The following is a 20360-nucleotide window of genomic DNA, read 5'->3' as shown; positions in this document are numbered from 1 at the left end:
GTGCTGACCTCCACGCAGCCCGAGTGGCTCACCGAGCCCGCCGACCTGAACGCACTGCCGGACGGACTGTGGCCGGCCTCCGCACAACGCGCCGCCGACGGCGTACTCGCCGTGGGCGGACTGCGGGTAGACGACCTCGCCGCCGAGTTCGGCACCCCGATGTACGTCTTCGACGAGGACGACTTCCGGGCCCGGTGCACCGAATTCCGCACCGTCTTCGACGACTTCGACGTCTACTACGCCGGGAAGGCCTTCCTGTGCCGGCCGGTCGCCCGGATCTGCGCCGAGCTCGGTCTGCACATGGACGTCTGCTCCCTCGGCGAGCTGCGGATCGCGATCTCCGCCGGATTCCCGGCGGAACGCCTGGTGATGCACGGCAACAACAAGTCCGCCGAGGAACTCGCCACCGGTCTGCGCCACGGCGTCGGCCGGATCGTGGTGGACTCCTTCGACGAACTGGCGCTGCTGCGCCGGCTGGCGGCCGAGGCCGGGGTACGGCCGAAGGTCCTGATCCGGGTCAACGTCGGTGTGCACGCGGACACGCACGCCAACATCGCCACCGCCCACGACGACCAGAAGTTCGGTTTCTCGCTGCGCACGGGTGACGCCTCCACCGCGGTCGAGGCGGCCCACCGGGCGGCCGAACTGGAGCTGGCCGGGCTGCACATGCACCTGGGCTCGCAGATATTCGGCCTGGAATCCTTCGAGGTGGGGGTGCGCCGGGTCATGGAGGTCCGCGCGCAGTTCCTCCGCGAGCACGGCGTCACCCTGCCGGAAGTCAGCCTCGGCGGCGGCTTCGCCATCGCCTACCTGGACCACCACCGGCCCAGCACACCCGCCGAAATCGCCGCGGGACTGCGCGAGTTCACCCGGAGCAGCTGCGCGGAACTGGGGACGGAGCCGCCCCGGCTGGCGATCGAGCCGGGCCGGACCCTCGTCGGCCGCTCGGGGATCACCGTGTACCGCGTCGGCACCGTCAAGGCCGTCGCCGGCCTGCGCACCTTCGTCTCGGTCGACGGCGGGATGAGCGACAACATACGGCCGGCCCTCTACGACGGGCTCTACACGGGCGTGCTCGCCGGCCGGCGCTCCGACGCCGGACCGATGCTCTCGCGCGTGGTCGGCCTGCACTGCGATGCCGGTGACGTCGTGGTACGCGACGACCACCTGCCCGCCGACACCCGGGTGGGCGATCTGCTCGCCGTGCCGAACACCGGCGCCTACTGCCGGAGCCTGGCGAACAACTTCAACCACACACCGCGCCCGCCGGTGGTCGCCGTCCGGGACGGCGGCGCACGGTTGTGGCTGCGCCGTGAGACATACGACGACCTGCTTGCCCTGGAAGTGGAATGACCGAGCCCACCAAGCCTTTTCCGAGCGACTCCACCGCGGTGTCCTTCCCCTCCGGGGCACTCGACGCCGACGCGACCGTGCGACACGTACTGGCGGTGGCCGGCCGGTACGGGCTGATCTGCGACGCCACCCCGTTCCATCCGGAGGACCACACCTGGCCGGACCAGCCGGGGGACCAGGGGGTCGTGGCGGCCGGCGGCCACGAGTTCCAGGTGCTGGACAGTGTGATCGCCGCCGCCCACCGGGGCACCGGCGAGCTGTGGGTGGCCGGGGACATCCCGGTCCGGCGCGGCGATCCGGACTGGTCCTGGCACGTCGTGCACGTCGTCGCCGACGATCCGCGGGCCCTGCTCGGGGAGCGGGTGCGGCTGTCGGTCGATCCGCAGCGGCGGGCCGGTCTGTCCGCCGGACACACCGGCTGCGAACTGGTCGGGCCGGCGCTCAACGCCGCCCTGCGGGACCGGTGGCGCAAGGACGCCGGCCTCGACTCCCTGGGCGCCCCCGACTTCGACAAGATCGCCATCGTGAGCTCGCGGATCGGCCTCCACGGCAGTGTCGACCGCTACCGGATGGGCAAGTCGCTGCGGCGCAAGGGCTTCACGGCGGACGGCCTGGCCGAGGTGCTCGGTGACCTGGAGGCTCAGGTGAACGGGTTGCTGGCGGAGTGGGTCGCCGCGGACGTGCCGGTGGTGGTGCGTACCGACGGACCCAGCCTCGCGGACGTGCGGCGCTTCACCTGCGAGGTGCGGCAGGGCCCGGTCGTGGCGCTGTGCGGCGGCACCCATGTCGCGACCACCGGGGAGCTGGGCCGGGTGGTCGCACGGCTGGAACTCGTCGACGACGGCCGGGAACTGGTTCTCGGCACGTCCACAGGAGGGGCGGCGACATGACCACGGGGACTCTGACCGAACTCTTCGAGGAAACCGTGGCGCGGCATCCGGAGCGGATCGCGGTGCGCGACGAGAAGGCCGCCCTGAGCTACCGGGAACTGGCGTCGCGCTCACAGGAGCTGGCCCGGCGGATCCGCGGACTCGGCATCGGCCGCGGCGACCTGGTGGGCGTCTACCTCCACCGGTCGGCCGACATCTTCGTCGTCCTGCTCGCGGTGCTGCGGGCGGGCGCCGCGTACGTCGCGATCGACAGCCGCTACCCGGACGCGCGGCGCGACCTGATGCTGCGGCTGAGCGGCGTCCGCGTGGTGATCACCGAACCGGACTGGGCGGACCGGCTGGACGGCGACACGGTCCGGGTGCTGTCCCTGCCGCTGTCCGGCGCCTCACCGGCCACCGGCCCGTTGCCGGCGCCGCGGACGGGGGACGCCGCGAGCGTGCTGTTCACCTCCGGCTCCACCGGCACCCCCAAGGGCATCGTGCTGGAGCACGGCAACGTGGTGGCGTTCGCCCGCAATCCGGCGCTGCCGCGGCTGACCGAACAGGACCGGACCGGTCAGGTCTCCAGCCTCTCCTTCGACCTCTTCCACTGGGAGATGTGGAACAGCTTCGCGGCCGGTGCCGAGGTGATGGTGCTCCCGCTGGTGCCGGACCTGCTGGCCGCGGGCTTCGACACCGAGATACGCAGGCTGGGGATCACCGCGATGCTCGTCCCGACCATGGTCGTCGGCCATGTCACCGACGAGCAGCCGGACGCCTTCGCCGCGCTGCGCCTGCTCCAGGTGGCGGGTGACGTGATCGCTCCGGCGGTCTGCCGGGTCATCCTGGAAGCCGGCTTCCACGGCGCTCTGTACAACCTCTACGGGCCGGCCGAGTGCACCACGGCGTGCGTCGCACACCGGATCACCATGGAGGACACCCGGCGGCGGGCCGTGCCGATCGGCCGGCCGCTCGGCGGGGTCGTGGCCGAGGTGCGCGACCCCGAGGGGGCACCGGTCGTGTCCGGGAGCTCCGGCGAGCTGTTCGTCGGTGGCCCACAGGTGGCCCGCGGCTATCTCGGCCGGCCCGATCTGACGGCGGAGCGGTTCACGGAGCAGGACGGGCCGGGGGGTGCCACCCGCTTCTACCGGACCGGCGATCTCGTGACGGTCCGCGACGACGGCGTCATCGATTTCCTGGGGCGGGCCGACCGGCAGGTGAAGATCCGTGGATACCGGGTCGAACCCGGAGAGATCGAACGGTTCTTCCTCGGTCTCCCCGAGGTCCAGGACGCCATGGTGGTCCCGGTCGGGGACGGTGTCGACCGGCGTCTGGTCGCGTTCCTGGTCGCCGGTGGCGGCGCGACCCGGCAGGGACTGCGGACCGCGGCCGAGCAGAACCTGCCGCACTTCCTGGTGCCCGGCGACCTTCGGCTGGTCGACAGAATTCCGGCCGACCAGCACGGCAAGCGGGATGTTTCCGGGCTCCTCGACGAATTGACCACGGGCGGTTCCGGTCCAGGGGCGGATGCGGTGCCCGGGAGCGTCGAGGAAGAATTTGTCATCACGCTCTGGGAGGAGCTGCTGGGCGTTACAGGAATCAATCGTTCCGATGATTTCTACGCCCTCGGAGGAAACTCGCTCCTCGCCTTTCGCGTGCAGCTGAAGGTGGAGCGCCGATTCGGTGTGAAAATTGGGAACGCGGAGATTATGGGGAATTCCTGTGCGGCCGAGCTGGCCGCCACGATCAGGGCCGCGGCCCCATCCGGAGCCGGGTGATCCGGACCCGTCCGCGCGGTGCCCCCGGGCGGGAGCCGAGCCGGCTCCCACCCGGGGCCGGTCGGTCTCAGTCGAGGAAGTCCTCACCGGTCAGCAGCAGTTCGGTGTTGACCGCGTTGAGCTTGTCGTTGGCGATCATGATCCTTCCCGAGTAGAGGTCACGCAAGTGGCGGGCCACCGAGAAGTCGCCCTCCTCCGAGTACCCCGCCATGCCGCAGACCTCCAGCGCCAGCGCCGCCACCCGGACCGATTCCTCCGAGGCGGACACCTTCAGTGCGTTGGCCGGCACGGTGAGGTCCCGGGGCGGGCCCCCGGCCGCCCGGCTGTCGGCGAACTCCACGGCGAGCCCCCGCACTTCCGCCCGCAGCATCGTCAGCACGGCGTGCATGCGCCCCAGGCGCGAGTCCGGGACGAACGTGCTGCCGCGGCGGCCCGTCTTCGCCTTCGCCTGTGAGAACGCTACGGCGCGACGGAAGGCGTCGGTCGCTATGCCGGTCCAGACGGCCGCCCAGAGGATGTGCGAGAGCGGAACCATGACACGCGCGGCGATCGCGCTGAACGGCTCGGCCAGCACCTGACCGCGCGGCACGACCGCCTGGAGGTGCTGCGGCGAACTGCAGGTGCCCCGCATGCCCAGCGTGTTCCACGGGCCGGTGCGCCGCAGCCGCGCCTGCTCCGCCAGGACCAGCACGAGGACCTGGTCGTCGGCCGCGGCCTGATCGTCACGCCGGGCGGTGACCAGCAGACTGTCCGCCTGCTCCCCGTAGGAGACAGTGGTGGCGTGCTTCTCCAGCAGGTGGTCCTCACCGGCCTGGACCAGGGCCGCCCTGCTCATCCGGAGGTTGCCGCCGATGCCGACCTCGGACGTGACGGAGGCGACCAGGTGCTGTTCGGCGGCGGCCCTGCGCAGATAGTCCGCGAGCACCGGACGGGTCGCCGCGCTCGGCACCAGGCAGGCGAGCTGGAGCTGGTGCATCGCCCAGATCATGCCGGTCGAGCCGCAGCACCGGCCGATCCGCATGGCGAGCTCCGCCAGTCCGGGCGCCGCCAGCCCGGCCCCGCCGTACTCGGCCGGGATGGCGGCACAGAGCAGCCGGCTCTCCTTCAGCGCATCGATTCCCTTGTGCGGGAAGCTCGCCATGCGGTCGGCCGCTTCGCCGCCGGCCAGCAACGTGTCGCGCAGGGCGTCGACGCGTTCGAGGGCCTCGGCGGCTGTGGCGGGGGCGGCTGCGCTAGTCATGGGCGAGTCCTCCAGGCGGCTTGCGTGTCGCGGCGCTCGACGGGCCGCGAGGCATCGGGCGGTCCGTCGTGGGATGGCCCACGGACCACGGAATGACCGAGGCTAACCACCTCGCCCGCGATTGTCAGCGACGTCACGGAGTGCGCCGGGCCGGTACCCGGCCGCCGACCGCGCCAACACCCCTATTTTCGCCCGGAGATGGCGGCGACACCGAAGTGACGTAGCGTCAATTCCGTGTTCTCCGCCACATGTACGCCCGCCGGGCGTGGCGTGGCCGGGATCGACTTCCGGCGTGCCTTCGGTAAATCCCGTACGGCCCGAATCGAATGCCGTCCGTCCGTGCGGCCGTCCTTGCCCGGAGTGACGGCGCCGAAAAGCCCGGTGGCCGTGGCCATTCCGGACGAAGTGCCCGCGGCGAGCAGCGGAATGGCCAAGTCACTAACAGACGGTGTAGCACGGCCATTTGAATGGTTGACAGGCGAATGACGCGACTGTTTCTATGGCGTCGGTCCAATCATGGCGAGCGGTTTCGGGTGCTCGCCCAGTTGCTCCGGACCGCGGCTCTCCGTGCCCGTGCGGCGACCGGGCCGACCCCTGGTGCCGAACTGTTCCGTCGAGCCGGGCAAGGGTTTCACTCGCGAGGGAGTGCAGTGGTGAACGATCGAGGAATCATCCGGCGCGTGCCGGGTGTGCCCGGCCGGCCGGTGGGCGAATGAGGCGGCGGCTCCACCTGCTCCTGTCCTACCTGGCGCCGAACTGGCGGACGGCGGTCTTCCTGCTCGTGCTCCTGTTCGCCGAGGTCGGACTGTCGTTGTGGAACCCGCAGTTGCTGGGCCGCTTCATCGACCGGGCGAAGGGTGGCGCCGACGTCGACACGTTGGTGCGGATCGCCCTGGTCTTCATCGCGCTGACCATCGCCCACCAGATCGTCGTGTCGGTCGCCGGCTACTTCGCCGAAGACCTCGGCTGGCGGGCGACCAACCGGATGCGGATGGATCTCACCGACCACTGTCTCGATCTCGACCTCGGGTTCCACAAGGAGAAGACCCCGGGAGAGCTGATCAAGCGAGTGGACGGTGACGTGGCCACACTGGCCCAGTTCTTCTCCACGTTCACCTTCCAGATCTTCGCCAACCTGCTGCTCTCGTTCGGCATCCTGGCGGTCAGCTTCGGCGTGGACTGGCGGCTGGGCCTGATCCTCCTGGTCTTCTCCCTCGTGGTGATCCCGGTGCTGCGCCGGACCCAGCGCGTGGCCTCGCCGTACTTCCACCGGCTGCGGCAGGACAACGCCGACGTGGCCGGCTTCCTGGAAGAACGCATCATGGCGACCGAGGACATCAAGGCCAACGGCAGTGACGCCTGGACCCGGGGACGGCTCGACACACTGCTGGAGCGTCTGCGGCGCACCATGCGGTCGGAGAGCGTCGCCTTCCGGGCCTCGTCGAGCGCCCTGGAACTCAGCGTCGCGGGTGCCACCGCGGCCATCCTGGTGGCCAGCGCCCTGCTGCTGCGCGGCGGCGGCATCACGCTCGGCACGGTCTATGTGAGCTACTTCTACGCCAGCCTGCTCAGCCTCACCCTGTTCCGGATCTCCAGCCGCCTCGACGGACTGCAGACCGCGATCGCCGGCATGGACCGGATCGCCGAACTCTCCGAACGGCGGACCGCGGTACCGGACACCGGCCACGGCACGCTGCCGGAAGGCCGGCTCTCGCTCAGCTTCGACGACGTGGACTTCGCCTACGTGGACGGCCGCCCGACCCTGCGCCGGGTCGGCCTCCGGCTGCCCGCCGGCGAGTCCCTGGGACTGCTCGGGCGGACCGGCAGCGGCAAGACCACGATCGGCCGCCTGCTCTACCGCGGCATGGACCCGCAGCAGGGCTCGGTGCGGCTCGGCGGCGTGGACATCCGCACGGTGCCGCTCGCCGAACTGCGCTCCCGCGTGGGCGTGGTGACCCAGGACGTCCACGTACTGCACGCCTCCGTCCGGGACAACATCACACTCTTCGACCCGGACGTCCGTGACGAACGGATCGAGGAGGCGATGTCGGTGCTCGGCATGCGGGAGTGGCTGGACGCTCTCCCGGAAGGGCTGGACACAGTGATCAGCGACGGCGCGCTCTCCGCGGGCCAGGCCCAACTGCTGTCCTTCGCCCGGGTGTTCCTGCGCGATCCCGATGTGGTCCTGCTGGACGAGGCGTCCTCCCGGCTGGACCCGGCGACCGAGCGGATCGTGGGCGCCGCCGTGCGCAAACTGCTCCAGGGGCGCACCGCGATCGTCATCGCGCACCACCTGGACACCGTCGGGCAGCTGGACCACATAGCGGTGCTGGAGGCCGGAGAGGTCGCCGAGTCGGGGCCGCGCGGCGAGCTGGCCGGCACCGAGGGATCCCGGTTCTCGGCACTCCTGGCAGGTGCGGCATGAGCGCGTTCCGCGTCTTCCGGCAGATCGCCAGGTCTGCGCCGGGCCCCTTCGCCCTCGACCTGCTGATGCAGCTGCTGCGCAGTGTGTTCCCGCTGGTGCCCGGCCTCGTGATCCGGGAGATCCTCAACCGGCTGAGTGACGGCGGGAGTCTGTCCACCGGCTTCTGGGTACTGATCGCGATCCTGGTGGGCGCCGCCCTGGCCCGGGTCGCCTCGCTGCTGGTGTGTGTGGCGTACGACGGGATCTGCGAGGCCGCCGGCATCGGGCTGCTGATGCGCAGCGGCTTCGCCCGGGTTCTGGCCAAGCCGGGCGCGGTCCGGCTGAAGCACCCCACCGGCGATGTGGTATCCCGGCTCACCGACGACACCGCCACCGTGTCCAGCACCGTCGTCTACACGCTCATGGTGATCGGGGCGGCGGTCCAGGCGCTGATCGCCATCGCCGTCATGGTCACCATCGATCCGCTGATCACCGCGGTGGTCTGCGTGCCGCTGATCGTGGCCGGCTTCCTGATCAACGTGGCCAGCAAGAAGATCAAGCACTACCACCGGCAGGGCCGGGAGGCGGCCGGCGACGTCAGCGCCTTCCTCGGCGACATCTTCAACAGCATCCAGGCGATCCAGCTGGCCGGTGCGAAGCCGCATGTGCTGGCCCGGTTCACCCGCCTCAACGAGGTCCGTCGCAAGCGGACCGTGCAGAGCCGCCTGTTCACCGATGTGTTCCTCGGCGCGATCTGGAACAACACGACCGCGATCGGCACCGGGCTGGTGCTCGTGCTGGCGGCCACGCACCTGCACGACGGCACCATGAACGTCGGTGACCTCGCGCTGTTCATCGTCTACGTCGGCTGGGTGACGGACTTCACCTCTCTCTTCAGCCAGAACCTCGCCCTGGTGATGCAGTCCGACGCCTCGCTCCAGCGGATCGAGGACGCCGTGCCGGGCGCGGTCTCCGGCCTGTCCGAGGCCGGACCGGCACCGGTGGCCCTGCCGAGTGCCCCGCTGGACACCCTGCGGGTACGCGGAATCGGATACCGGCACCCGGAGTCCGGCCACGGGGTCACGGATGTCAGCTTCGACATCGCCGCCGGCGAGTTCGTCGTCGTCACCGGCCGGGTGGGTGCGGGCAAGTCCACACTCCTGCGCGCGGTCCTCGGACTGCTGCCCCGGGACAGCGGGGAGGTGCGCTGGAACGAGCAGGAGGTCCACGAACTGGTACCGCCCATGGCCGCGTACACCTCCCAGGTCCCGCGGCTGACCAGCGACTCGGTGCGTACCAATGTCCTCGCCGGCCACGAGGCGGACGACGCCGGAGTGCTCCGGGCCCTGGCCGGCACGGTCTTCGACGCCGACCTGGGCGCCCTGGAGGACGGCCTGGACACGATGGTCGGACCTCGGGGGACCAAGCTCTCCGGCGGGCAGGTGCAGCGCGTCGCCGCCGCCCGGATGCTCGTCCGGGACACCGAGCTGCTGGTCTTCGACGACATCTCCAGCGCACTGGACGTCAGTACCGAACGGGAACTGTGGCACCGGCTGCTGGACCAGGGGGCGGCACGCAGCTGCCTGGCCGTATCGCACCGCCGGCCCGCGTTCGAGCGCGCCGACCGCATCGTCGTGCTGAAGGACGGCGAGGTGGAGTCGGTCGGCACGCTCACCGAGCTGCTCGACTCAAGTGCCGAAATGCGTCACTTGTGGGCCGGCGCCGCTGGTGAGCGACAGCAGGGCGGCGATGGCCGCACCGGGTGAGGGGAGCACATCGTGACGGGGAACGGGACCGAGGCGCGCACGATCGTCGCGGCCGACGGGGGGAAACAGGTACTGGTCCACGGGGACGGCGGGCAGTGGTCGCTGCCACGCCACCCCGGCGGAGGCCCGGAGCGTGTACGCACCGTCCTGCGGGAGCGCTGGGGCGGGGACACCGTCCGCCTCGGCACCCTGGTCGACACCGGAAGCGGGCCGGAGGCCGGTCTCGTCTACGCGCACCAGTGGTGTGCGGAGACGGCGGCCGCCCCCGGGTCCACGCGGTGGGTGAGCGCGTCCGACGTCGGAGCGCTGACCGGCCTCGATCCGGTGGACCGGGCGCTGGCCGAGGGCTGGTTCAGCGGCGAATTCGCGCTCCCGGACGTGCCGTGGACGCGCCCCGGCTGGTACGCCGAGGCGACCGGCTGGCTCACCGCCCGGCTGAGCGAGCGCGGGACGGGCCTCACCGGCCCGGTCGAACAGTTCCTCGTCTCACCCTGGGCGTGCACCTTGCGTGCCCCGACCGACGAGGGCCACGTCTTCCTGAAGGCGGCACCGCCGGGCTTCCCGCACGAGGCGGTCCTGACACAGCGGCTCGGCACCTGGTTCCCCGACAACATCGTCCCGGTGATCGCCGTGCAGCCGGAACACGGCTGGCTGCTCTCCGCGGACATCGGCGACTGCACCTTCATCGAGGACGTGACCGCCGCCGAGGACCTGCCCCGGTACCGATCGTCCGTTCAGCGGTACGCGCAGATGCAGCAGTCCACGACCGAACGGATCACCGAACTGGCCGAGTTGGGCGTGCCCGACCGCAGACCCGGCGTCCTGCCAGGCCTGTTCGAGCGGATGCTCGCCGAGCCGGAGCGTCTCGGGATCGGACAGGAGTGGGGGCTGACCGCCGAGGAGCACCGCCGACTGCTGGACTTCCGGGCGGAGTTCGCCCGCCGGTGCGCCGAGCTGGCCGCGGTCGGGCTCCCGGACGTACTGGTCAACATCGACTTCTGGCACGGCAACGTCTCGTTCCGCCCGCAGGGAGACATCTTCTTCGACTGGGCCGAGACGGGCATCGGCCATCCGCTGTGCGGGATGACCACGGTCCTGCGGGAGTTCGAGCAGAACGAGATCGCCGACGGCGAGCGGGTCCGGCAGGAACTGACCGACGCGTACCTGGACCGGTGGACGCCGTACGTGTCACGGGACCGGATCACCGACGCCTATCCGCTGGGGCAACAGGCGGCGATCGTCTGGCGGGCCTGGTCGTGGCGTGACTGCGTCGTGCCCGTGCCCGCGCCGGAGCGCCACGACGGGTTCCGGCACGCGGTCGCGGCCAACCTGCGCAGATTGCTGGCCTTCGTTGACTGAACCGGTGAAGACCTCGGGGGTGCGCCGCCGGGCCGGTGGCGCGGAGCGCCGACGGCACGAGGAGGCGGAGCTGACGGCAGCCGTGGCCGGGATCTGGCGTGACCTGCTCGGCGCCGAGGCCACGGACGACGACGACTTCTTCGAGCTGGGCGGCGACTCGCTGCTGGCCACCTGGACCGCCGCCCGGATCCAGGACGAGCTCGGCATCGACGTCACCCTTGACGACCTCTTTCAGCAGACGCGGCTGGGCGCGCTCGTCGCCCACCTGCGGCTGCTGCCCCGCCGGGCGCGGAGCGCCGAAGCGGTGGCGGAGGCCGCCGACGGAGCGCTCACCGCCGCGGAGCGGGCCGTGTGGCTCGCGGCGGAGCTCGCACCGCAGGCGACCGCGTACCTGATCAGCGTGGTGGTGCGGGTGCGCGGCGACCTCGCCGCGGACCTGCTGGAGGACGCCCTGGGCGATGTGATCGCCCGGCACGAGGCGCTGCGGACGGCCTTCCCGCTGGTGGACGCGGAGCCGGAACGACGGGTCGAGGCATCGGTGCGCGTTCCGGTGACCCGGGTGACCGAGGCGGGTCCGCCCGGTCCGGCACGGTTGCGCGAACTGGCCGCCGAGGACGCCGAGAGCGCCGTCGACCTGGGGCGGGCCCCCTTGTTCCGGGCCCGGCTGGTCGCCGATCGCGATCGCGCGGCCGCCCTGCTCCTCACGGTGCACCACGCCGTCTTCGACGCCCGGTCGCTGGAGCTGCTGGTCCGTGAGCTCGGCGAGTGCTGCGCCGCCCGTGCCGACGGCAGGGTCGCGGACCTCACCCCGGTGCCCGGCCCCGGTGTATTCGGAGCACGGCAGCACGCGTGGCTGGCCGGACCCGAGGGCCGGCGAGCGGTCGCGGAGCTCGCCGGGAGCCTGACCGGGCTGCCCGCTGTCCTCCCGTTCCCCCGGACGGTGCCGTCCGGCACCGCGGAGGGGCTCGGCGCGCAGCGCCGGGAGCCGGTCGACGAGCGTCTCGCGAGTGACGTACGCCGCCTCGCGCTCCGGCACGGCGCCACGCTGCACATGGTCGGTCTGGCCGCCTTCGCCGTCGCGCTGGCCGGCTGGACCGGCACCGACGACCTGGCCGTCGGTGCCGCCTTCAGCGGGCGCACCACCCCCGAGTCGCAGAACGCGATCGGCTGCTTCGTCAACGTGCTGCCGATCCGGGTCCGGACGGGCGGGCCGGAACCCTTCGCCGACGTACTGGCCCGGGTCCGGGACGCCACCCTGTTCGTCGCCCGCCACCAGGACGTGCCGTTCGAGAGCGTGCGCGCCTGGTTCCGGCAGGAGGGCGGGACCCCGCCCGAGATCCGGGTGGCGTTCGGCGCGCAGGACGTGGCCAGGCCCGCATACCGCGGCGAGGGATTCGAACTGACCGGCCGCGAGGCCGACACCGAGCAGGCCCGGCTCGATCTGACCTGCTGGCTGGAAGCGGCCGGGGAAGACAGCCTGCAGGCCTTCTGGACCTACCGCCCCGGCCTGCTCACCTCGTCGGACGTCGCGGCCCTGCACCAGCGCTTCGTCGAGGTGCTGCGGACCGGGACCGGGACGGAGCCGGCGGACAGCTGAATCCGTTCCGGCCAGCACGAAGCACGGGAGAGAACATGCAGGACAAGCACATACCGGTCGGTGGGAATGTTGTCGACCGGGCAACGGCCGTCGTCACCGAGGAATGGTGCCGGGCACTCGACCTGACGGAGCCCTCGCCGGAGGACGACTTCTTCCAGGAGGGCGGGAACTCGCTGCTGATCGCCACCATGATCGACCGGGTGGAGCAGCGGCTCGGCATCGAGTTCCCGGTCGAGGTCGCGTTCATCGACGGCACCCTGGGTGCCATGGCCGAAGCCTGCGCGGAGCGACTCGCGACGGCCGAGGGGACGGCCGAGTGAGCGGCACCCTGCCGCGGCTCGGCGTGCTGCACGCGCCGCACGCGGCGGCGAATCTGCGGGACCTGGTGCTCGCGGGGCGCGACCGGTGCGAGGTCGTGCTCGTCGTGCGCCGCGAAGTCGCCGAGGCAGAACCGGACATGGTCCGCCTCGGACGGGCGCTGGCCACCGTCGAGGTGATCGGCGACGACGTCCCGCGCGAACTGGCCGGTCTGGGCCTGGACGGCCTGGTGACCTTCCACGACGCCGAACTGGAGGCGTACGACGCCGCAGTGCGCGAACTGGGTCTGCCCGGTGCCACCGAGGTCGACCACCCGTGGGACAAGCTGGTGCAGCGGCGCCTGCTGAACGCGGCAGGCGTCTCCACGGTGCGTTCGGCGCCGGTCGACTCGCCGGAGGGGCTGGTGGCCGCGGCCGCGGAGGTCGGGCTGCCCGCCGTCCTCAAACCCCGCCGGGGCACCGCCAGCACGGACCTCAGCTTCCTGACCGGACCCGCCGATCTGGAGGCCGAGCCCGGCCGCCGGGAGCGCTGGTCCGGGCTGGTGCTCGAACAGATGATTGAGCGGGCCGCGCATCCGTCAGGCCGCCGCTGGCTGGCCGACTACGTCTCGGTGGAGACGGTGACCCACCGCGGCGAGCACACGCATGTGGCGGTCTTCGACAAGACACCGCTCGCGGTGGCCGGCGGCGACGGCCCGTGCCGCCACGCGGTCCGCGAGACCGGCGACGTACTGCCCGCGCAACTGCCGCCGCACGTGCACGAGGCGGTGCTCGCCACCACTTCCGCGGCACTGGACGCGCTGACCGTGCGGGACCGGGTGAGCCACACCGAACTGCGGGTGTCGCGGGACGGGGTGGAGGTCATCGAGGTCAACGGCCGGCTCGGCGGCGAAGTGGCCGGGATGATCGGCATGATGGGCGGCTCCGGCCTGGTCCGGGCCGCGTTCGACCTGGCACTGGGCCGCCGGCCCGAGGTCGCCGCCCCGACCCGGCCCGACGTGCTGATCAGCCTGTACGTGCCCTTCCCGGAACGGTCCGGGACGGTCCGCTCGGCCGTCACCCGGACCCGGATACGGGAACTGCCCGGCGTGGTGCGGGTCGACGAGGTCGCACAGCACGGGGCCGCGCGCGCCGACACCGCGTTCCACGCCGTCAAGGTGCTGATCACGGCCGACGACGCGGACTCGGCGGGCCCGCTCGTACACACCGTGGCGACCCGGGTGGCGCGGCTGTTCGAAGCCGACGGCCTGGGCACCGACCCATGGCTCGACCAACTGGCCGGGGACCCCGGCGAGCCCAGCGCGGAGACCGGAGGAACGACCACATGAGCAGGACGGCCGAAGAGGCCCTGCGCGTTGCCCTGCGGCCCGGTGATCCGGGCTACGACGAGGCACGCCGGGTGTGGAACGGAATGATCGACCGGCGGCCCGCCGTCATCGCCCCCTGCTCCGACGCGGGCGACGTGGGCGCCGCGTTGCGGTACGCGACCGCCGAGGGCCTCGCGGTGACGGTGCGCGGCGGCGGTCACAACGTCGCCGGTCTCGCCCTGGCCGACGACGCCCTGCTCATCGATCTCGGCCCGATGCGGCACGTCGACGTCGACCCGGCGCACCGGACGGCGGTCGCCTCGGGCGGGGCGCTGCTCGCGGACCTCGACGGCGCCACCCTGCCGCACGGCCTGGCCTGCCCCGTCGGCGTGGTCTCCGAGACCGGACTCGGCGGACTGGCGCTCGGCGGCGGATACGGCTGGCTGGCCCGCAAATGGGGGCTGACCTGCGACCATCTGATCGCCGCCGAGGTCGTCCTGGCCGACGGCAGCATTGTGCAGGCGTCCGCCGAGAACCATCCGGAACTGTTCTGGGGGCTGCGCGGCGGCGGTGGCAATTTCGGCGTCGTCACCAAGTTCACCCTGCGCCTGCGACCGGTGGGCGACGTCTGGATCCGCTCCGCCGTGTACCCGATCGAGCAGGCCGCCGAAGCCGTGCGGGCCTACCGGGACGCCATGCCCTCGCAGCCCGACGACCTTCAGCTGACCGGAGCCTTCAAGCGGGCACCCGCGGCCGACTGGATACCCGAGCGGCTGCACGGCGAGCCGGTGCTGGCATTCACCACCGTGTGGCTCGGCGCGGAGGGCGGCCCGCAGGCCGCCGCCGAACTGTTCGCCGACTGCCCGCCCGCCGGCACGTTCGACCGGGTCATTCCCTTCGCCGAGCTGCAGGCCATGGGCGACGGCAGCGAGCCGGCCGGCCGGCGGTACTACACCACCTCCGGCTATCTCGCCGACCTGCCCTCCGACGCCGTCGACGTACTCGTCCGGTACGCGGTCGACGGCCTGACCACGTACTCCACCATCGACCTGGGCTACTTCCGGGGCGCGGTGGCACGTGTCGACGACGACGCCACCGCCTTCCCCTCACGGGACGCCTCGTTCATCTGCTCCGCCTCCGCGGCCTGGGACGACCCGGCCGAGGACGACCACGGCCGCGGCTGGGCCGGCGGCCTGATCCGGGACCTCGGGCCATGGCGGTCCGAGGGCAGCTACGTCAACTACACGCAGCGCAGCGGCCGCAGCGCGGCCGACGTCTACGGCGCCCACCGGTACGCCAGACTGGCGGCCCTCAAGGCGCAGGTCGATCCCGCCAATGTGTTCCGCGGAAACCACAACATCAGCCCCTCGCCCACACGCGCCTGAAGGACGGCCTCAATGAAGACTGCTGAAATAGCGGCAGCCGGCTCGCTGAACGCCCCCCGCCTCTGGGCGGATGCCGACGGAGGCTTCCGCCGCTCACTGGGATCCCCCTGGGCACGGCTCGTGGCCGGCCTTCAGGACACCGTCGTGCGCGCCACGTACAACTACGCGCACAGCCGCTCGGTGCGGGCCCTGCACTTCCCCATCACCACCCGGACCGTCACCTGCCCCACCGGCCTGGGCAGCGACTCGGTGCCGGTGCCGGTCCAGGTCAACGGCGTCGAGACGTACCTGGCCGATTCGATGCAGTTCATGCTGGAGTACGGCTGCCGGGTCTCGCCGCAGGGCTGCCACAACATCCTGCCGTGCTTCCGCGGCGACGAGCCCGACGCGACGCACCTCGGCCAGTTCGTCCACAGCGAGGCCGAGATCCCCGGTGACCTGGACGACCTCGTCGACTACGTCAACGGCTACGTACGGGCCATGGCCACCGCCGTGCTCACCGAACACGACGAGACGCTGCGCGCGGCGCTCGGCGACGTCGGCCACCTGGAACGGGTGGCGGTCGGCGACCAGCCCTTCGAACGCCTGCGCTTCGAGGAGGCGGTGCGGCTGCTCGACGGCGAGGGCGTCATCACCTCTGCCGACGGTGCCCGGTCGCTGAGCCGGGCGGCCGAGCGCCGGCTCATGGAACTGGTCGGCGAGTTCGTCTGGGTGACCCACTTCGACCACCTCAGCGTCCCCTTCTACCAGGCGTTCGAGAACGGGAACGAGCGGGTGGCGGAGAACGCGGACCTCTACTTCGGCATCGGCGAGGTGGTCGGGGCCGGGCACCGGCACACCACGGGGGAGCAGGTGCGCGAAGGACTCGCGCTGCACAAGGTGCCCGAGCAGGAGTACGCCTGGTACGCGCAGATGAAGGACGAGGCCCCGATGGTCACCTCCGGATTCGGGCTCGGCGTGGAGCGGTTCCTGCTCTGGGCACTGCGGCACGACGACATCCGTGACATCCCGCTGGTCTCCCGCATCGCGGAAGAGCAGGCCTGGCCGGCCTCGGTCGACCGGCCGTGACCCGGATGCCCGGTGCCCGCCCCCTCTACGACTGGTTCGGCGAGACCGCCGCGCGTACGCCCGACGCGGTCGCGCTCGACACCGCCGAGCGGCGGCTCGGCTATGCGGAACTCGCCGGCCTGGTCGAGCGGACGGCGGCCGGGGTGGCCCGGCACGACACCGCCGTGGTGGGCCTGTGCACCAGCGGTACGCTCGCCGGCTACGTCGGCTACCTGGCCGTGCTGCGGCTGGGCCGCACCGTGGTGCCCATCAGCCCCCGCTCGCCGGCGGCCCGCAACCGCTCGGTCCTGGAACAGGCCGGCGCCGGGCTGGTCCTGGCCGACCGCCCGTCGGCCGGCGCCCTGTGCCCCGCCGACGGCGAGGAGCCGTGGACCGCACCGGTCCAGCTGCTGGAGGAACTCCTCCGGGGCCCGACGGCACCGGCACCGGCACCGGACCGTACGGAACGCCCCGCCTACATCCTGTTCACATCGGGGTCGACCGGCGAGCCGAAGGGCGTGCCGATCAGTCACGCGAATGTGTCGGCGTTCCTCGGCTGTGCGATCGACCGGTACGAACTGGGCCCCGACAGCCGGGTCTCACAGACCTTCGGCTTCACCTTCGACCCCTCCGTCCTGGATCTCTTCGCCACTTGGGGGGCCGGCGGCACGCTGGTGGTGCCGGAGAAGCGCGAACTGCTGATCCCCGCCACATATGCCCGCCGTCGTGCCCTGACCCACTGGTTCTCGGTGCCCTCGGTGATCACGCTCGCCCGGCGGTACCGGGCGCTGCCCCCGGGGTGTCTGCCCGATCTGCGGTGGAGCGTCTTCATGGGCGAGCAACTCACCCTGGACCAGGCACGGACCTGGGCGGCGGCCGCGCCGCACAGCGTGATCGCCAACGCGTTCGGCCCCACCGAACTGACCGTGCTCTGCGCCGACTTCCGGCTGCCCGCCGATCCGCGGGACTGGCCGGAGACCAGCAACGGCACCGTGCCGATCGGTACGCCGTTTCCGCACCTCGATGCCGTCCTGCTGGACGGGAACGGCCGCCCGGCGGACGACGGGGAGCTGTGCGTGCGCGGAGCGCAGCGGTTCGGCGGCTATCTCGTCGGCGATCACAACACCGGCCGGTTCATGAGCCCCGAGGGGGTGCCCCTGGGACCGACGCCGGGGGAGGTGCCGGCCGATCGGTGGTACCGCCCCGGCGACCGGGTGACACGGGAGCAGGGGGTGCTGGTCCATCAGGGCAGGCTGGACCGCCAGGTGAAGGTGCGCGGACAACGCATCGAGCTCGGCGAGGTGGAGACGGCGCTGCGGCGGTGCCCGGGTGTGACCGAGGCGGTGGTGCTCGACGTGCCGCGCACCGGCGAGGGCGTCCACCTGCGGGCCGTGCTCACCGGTGACTCCGGCCCGGGCGCGGACGTCCGTCGCGAAGTGGCCCGGCTGGTCCCGGACTACGCCGTGCCGGAGAGCTTCACCTGGCTGCCGCAGCTGCCGCTCAACCTCAGCGGCAAGGTGGACCACCACGCGCTGCGGCATCTGGTCGCGGACGAGGAAGGGTGCTGATGAGCAAACAACTGTGGCGGTGCCTGCGCCGGCCCGAGGGTGCCGCGGGCACCGTACTCGCGGTCGACTTCGGCCCCCGGCCGAACCAGCAGGGCTTCGCCCGGCTGGCCGCGAACCTGCCGGGCGGGGAGGGGGTCCACCTGACCGTGCCGCTCGGCATTGGCGTGGACCTGCGGGGTGAGGCGGATCCGGACCGCTTCGTGGACCGGTGGTCCGCCGCGCGGCCGGAACCGGACCGCCCGGTACGGGCGATCGTGACGTTCTGCGCCGGTGTCGCGTTCGCCGACGGACTGCGGCGGGCCTGCACCGGCCCGGACGGTCCGCCGGCCCTGGTCACCATCGACCCCACGGAGGTCGCCGGGGCGCTGCTGCGGTCGGAATTCGTGGCCGCCACCGAGACGTTCCGGGCGCACCTGGACGAGCGGATGCTCGCCGATGCCACGGCCGTCTGCGACGCCCTGGCGGATTCGGACGATCTGGCGTCGGTCGCCGAGCGGCTGCGGGACGAGCAGCGGCGCATCGTGGAGCACGCCACGGGCCGGGCCGGGATGCCCGAACACCTGCGGGCGATGCTGTGTGCGCGCTTCGCCGACTACCTCGGCTATCTGGTGGCGGCCGCGCGCCGGACCGGCCCCGTCGAGCACGCGACCGTCATCGCCTCCGCGGACCACCCGCTGCCCGGCTGGTGCGCGGACCACCCGTCACGCCTGGGCACCGTTCACGACGAGCTGCTGGGAGATCCGCGGGTCGCCGAGCTGGTGCACGGGGCGATCAGCTCGTGACCGGCACCGCCGGGCCGGCGGCCGGGGACAGGGCGGCCTCGGCCAGCCGGTCGGTGAGCCGGCGGACCTGCTCGGCGGGGTGAAGCCGGGCGAAGTCCGGCTCCGTGGCGAGGCGGTCGGGCAGCCCGGCGCACCCGGCCGCCGGCGCCCCGGCGCAGATCTCCTGCGCGACGGCCGCCAGCGCGCGCAGATCCCGGGCCACCGCGGCGGGAGCCGGAGGGCCTTCGGTGGCGGCGGCCGCGACGGCGGCGTGATGCCAGTCGGTGATCTGGAGGCCCGGATCGCGCCAGCCGTCCTGCACCGACTCGCCCTGGGCCGGCCGGGGAATCCCCATCACCGCGCGCGTGCTCAGCGCGCGGTGGGCGATCTGCCGGGCATGCGCGTGTGCGAGTCCCGCGCCGATCTGCCGGATCATCCCGGCCCGGACGGCGGGGGTGAAGAGTGAGCGGTACAGGGCCAGGATGTGATCGAGGCGCAGCAGTTGCTTCTTCTCGACATGGAACATCAGCACCGGTCCGGGCGGGTGGTGCTCCAGGGTGTCCACCGTGACGATGCCCGGGTGGTCGAGCTCGCGCAGCAGCAGGTACTCGCGCAGCACCGCCTCGTCGGTCCTGGTGCGCGACGTGCCGGGGGTGTAGACGCGGACCCGGCACGGCGCCTTGTCCCAGACCGTGCTCCATGCGACGAAGTCCTGCCACCGGTCGGTCAGTGCGACCGGTTTGGCGGTCAGCTGCCAGGTGCCGACACGGGGCCAGTGCTCGACCGGATGCATGCCGATCCGGTCCAGCAGTCCGGGCAGGGCCCGCAGGAACCGCCGGCCGGGCCGTTCCGCGCGGTCGCTCGCGGGCTGCGCCAGGAGGTCCCGGCTCACTCGGGGCAGCGACAGGCCGGCCGGTTCGTCGGGGCCGAACACACCTTGCGCGTCGGGTCCGGTGAGGTCGACGGGCGAGCGCGGGTCGCTGAGGAACGCCGACCCGCGTACCGCCGGAACGGTCAGGAACCTGCCGGCCGCGGCCCGGCGCAGCACCTCGGTGAGGTGTCGCGCCTTGACCGCGGCGACATCGCGGGTGCTGTCCGACGCCGTCGTGGTGCCGTTGCGGGTACGCAGCCAGATGCCGCCCTCGTTGCGCAACCGCCCCTGGGACACGTCGACTTCGAGCAGGTGCAGACCGTCGGGACCGGCCACCAGCAGATCGACGCTGTGCAGATGACCGGTGTCCGCCACGAAGGAGAAGTTCGCCCAGGCGCGGTGCGGTCCGTCGTCCGGAAGGGATTGCCGGATGGGTTCCAGGGCCGTGGGCTCGGCCGAGAAGAACCACGGCGCGACAGTCGTCCAGCGATCGTTCTGTATCAAGCGATCGTTCTGTATCAAACGCGAGTTCCTTGAAGGGCTTTGCGAAAGAAGTCAGTCGAGTGAAAAGGCAACGCTAGCAGACCGGGAAGACCACGGAACAGCCGTGCCGGGACGCCCCGAGTCCGGCCGTCGGTGCCCGCCGGCCGGCCTGGGCTGTGATCGCCGTCACGATCGATGGTGCCGCATGTGAACGGCCGATAGCCTCCTGTCTGAGCGGCATTCGTGGATCACCGG

Annotated in this window: 15 protein-coding genes; 13 read left to right on the top strand and 2 right to left on the bottom strand. The window is 72.0% G+C overall.

Features of this window, described 5'->3' with window-relative positions:
* Genes lysA through ABZ622_RS00305 form a run of 3 tightly spaced genes read left to right on the top strand, consistent with a single transcriptional unit; the run spans window position 1 to window position 4000 of the window.
* On the top strand, window positions 1-1353 hold the full coding sequence (gene lysA / locus ABZ622_RS00315; RefSeq protein WP_360538742.1) for a diaminopimelate decarboxylase: 1353 nt from the start codon (window positions 1-3) through the stop codon (window positions 1351-1353).
* Window positions 1350-2243 (top strand): metal-dependent hydrolase, encoded by an 894-nt coding sequence (locus tag ABZ622_RS00310; RefSeq protein ID WP_360538739.1) that lies wholly within the window; start codon window positions 1350-1352, stop codon window positions 2241-2243. The genes lysA and ABZ622_RS00310 overlap by 4 nt, the downstream gene beginning before the upstream one ends.
* A complete protein-coding gene (locus ABZ622_RS00305) occupies window positions 2240-4000 on the top strand; it encodes a non-ribosomal peptide synthetase (RefSeq protein ID WP_360538736.1) in 1761 nt (586 codons plus the stop codon). Before ABZ622_RS00310 ends, ABZ622_RS00305 begins: the two co-directional genes overlap by 4 nt.
* A 67-nt stretch (window positions 4001-4067) precedes the next feature.
* Here ABZ622_RS00305 and ABZ622_RS00300 read toward each other — a convergent pair whose 3' ends face one another.
* The gene (locus ABZ622_RS00300) at window positions 4068-5240 is read right to left on the bottom strand and encodes an acyl-CoA dehydrogenase family protein (protein WP_360538733.1); all 1173 of its coding nucleotides are present in this window, start codon (window positions 5238-5240) and stop codon (window positions 4068-4070) included.
* A gap of 712 nt (window positions 5241-5952) precedes the next feature.
* Here ABZ622_RS00300 and ABZ622_RS00295 point away from each other — a divergent pair.
* The 10 genes from ABZ622_RS00295 to ABZ622_RS00250 are packed head-to-tail and all read left to right on the top strand — an operon-like array spanning window position 5953 to window position 18772.
* Window positions 5953-7665 carry an ABC transporter ATP-binding protein gene (locus ABZ622_RS00295; RefSeq protein ID WP_360538730.1) on the top strand — a complete coding sequence of 571 codons (1713 nt, stop codon included), beginning with the start codon at window positions 5953-5955 and terminating at the stop codon, window positions 7663-7665.
* Complete coding sequence (locus tag ABZ622_RS00290; RefSeq protein ID WP_360538727.1) at window positions 7662-9410, top strand: ABC transporter ATP-binding protein; 1749 nt, start codon at window positions 7662-7664, stop codon at window positions 9408-9410. The genes ABZ622_RS00295 and ABZ622_RS00290 overlap by 4 nt, the downstream gene beginning before the upstream one ends.
* Before the next feature lie 12 nt (window positions 9411-9422).
* Window positions 9423-10769, top strand: a complete 1347-nt coding sequence (locus ABZ622_RS00285) for a phosphotransferase (protein WP_360538724.1) — start codon at window positions 9423-9425, stop codon at window positions 10767-10769.
* Between the two features lie 4 nt (window positions 10770-10773).
* Window positions 10774-12366, top strand: coding sequence for a condensation domain-containing protein (locus ABZ622_RS00280; protein ID WP_360538721.1), 1593 nt, complete (start codon window positions 10774-10776; stop codon window positions 12364-12366).
* A 35-nt stretch (window positions 12367-12401) separates the two neighbouring features.
* Window positions 12402-12686 (top strand): acyl carrier protein, encoded by a 285-nt coding sequence (locus ABZ622_RS00275; RefSeq protein ID WP_360538718.1) that lies wholly within the window; start codon window positions 12402-12404, stop codon window positions 12684-12686.
* Window positions 12683-14011 (top strand): ATP-grasp domain-containing protein, encoded by a 1329-nt coding sequence (locus ABZ622_RS00270; protein WP_360538715.1) that lies wholly within the window; start codon window positions 12683-12685, stop codon window positions 14009-14011. Before ABZ622_RS00275 ends, ABZ622_RS00270 begins: the two co-directional genes overlap by 4 nt.
* A complete protein-coding gene (locus ABZ622_RS00265) occupies window positions 14008-15375 on the top strand; it encodes an FAD-binding oxidoreductase (protein ID WP_360538712.1) in 1368 nt (455 codons plus the stop codon). Before ABZ622_RS00270 ends, ABZ622_RS00265 begins: the two co-directional genes overlap by 4 nt.
* Before the next feature lie 12 nt (window positions 15376-15387).
* Window positions 15388-16443, top strand: coding sequence for an amino acid--tRNA ligase-related protein (locus tag ABZ622_RS00260; protein ID WP_360538709.1), 1056 nt, complete (start codon window positions 15388-15390; stop codon window positions 16441-16443).
* Window positions 16444-16448: 5 nt separating this feature from the next.
* Window positions 16449-17990 carry an AMP-binding protein gene (locus tag ABZ622_RS00255; protein ID WP_360538706.1) on the top strand — a complete coding sequence of 514 codons (1542 nt, stop codon included), beginning with the start codon at window positions 16449-16451 and terminating at the stop codon, window positions 17988-17990.
* A complete protein-coding gene (locus tag ABZ622_RS00250) occupies window positions 17990-18772 on the top strand; it encodes a hypothetical protein (protein ID WP_360538703.1) in 783 nt (260 codons plus the stop codon). Before ABZ622_RS00255 ends, ABZ622_RS00250 begins: the two co-directional genes overlap by 1 nt.
* Here the strand turns inward: ABZ622_RS00250 and ABZ622_RS00245 are convergent.
* The gene (locus tag ABZ622_RS00245; RefSeq protein WP_360538700.1) at window positions 18762-20126 is read right to left on the bottom strand and encodes a hypothetical protein; all 1365 of its coding nucleotides are present in this window, start codon (window positions 20124-20126) and stop codon (window positions 18762-18764) included. The genes ABZ622_RS00250 and ABZ622_RS00245 overlap by 11 nt on opposite strands.
* Window positions 20127-20360: the final 234 nt, after the last annotated feature.

The sequence above is a fragment of the Streptomyces sp. NPDC007164 genome (assembly GCF_040634135.1).
GTDB lineage: Bacteria > Actinomycetota > Actinomycetes > Streptomycetales > Streptomycetaceae > Streptomyces > Streptomyces sanglieri.
Note: the sequence above shows the minus strand (reverse complement) of the source record. Positions and strands in the feature narration are given on the sequence as shown.

Excerpts from the sequence above, each read along its gene's own strand:
- ABZ622_RS00310 (WP_360538739.1), top strand. The coding sequence starts at position 1,350 with ATGACCGAGCCCACCAAGCCTTTTCCGAGCGACTCCACCGCGGTGTCC.
- ABZ622_RS00305 (WP_360538736.1), top strand. The coding sequence starts at position 2,240 with ATGACCACGGGGACTCTGACCGAACTCTTCGAGGAAACCGTGGCGCGG.
- ABZ622_RS00300 (WP_360538733.1), bottom strand. The coding sequence starts at position 5,240 with ATGACTAGCGCAGCCGCCCCCGCCACAGCCGCCGAGGCCCTCGAACGC.
- ABZ622_RS00295 (WP_360538730.1), top strand. The coding sequence starts at position 5,953 with ATGAGGCGGCGGCTCCACCTGCTCCTGTCCTACCTGGCGCCGAACTGG.
- ABZ622_RS00290 (WP_360538727.1), top strand. The coding sequence starts at position 7,662 with ATGAGCGCGTTCCGCGTCTTCCGGCAGATCGCCAGGTCTGCGCCGGGC.
- ABZ622_RS00275 (WP_360538718.1), top strand. The coding sequence starts at position 12,402 with ATGCAGGACAAGCACATACCGGTCGGTGGGAATGTTGTCGACCGGGCA.
- ABZ622_RS00265 (WP_360538712.1), top strand. The coding sequence starts at position 14,008 with ATGAGCAGGACGGCCGAAGAGGCCCTGCGCGTTGCCCTGCGGCCCGGT.
- ABZ622_RS00260 (WP_360538709.1), top strand. The coding sequence starts at position 15,388 with ATGAAGACTGCTGAAATAGCGGCAGCCGGCTCGCTGAACGCCCCCCGC.
- ABZ622_RS00255 (WP_360538706.1), top strand. The coding sequence starts at position 16,449 with ATGCCCGGTGCCCGCCCCCTCTACGACTGGTTCGGCGAGACCGCCGCG.
- ABZ622_RS00250 (WP_360538703.1), top strand. The coding sequence starts at position 17,990 with ATGAGCAAACAACTGTGGCGGTGCCTGCGCCGGCCCGAGGGTGCCGCG.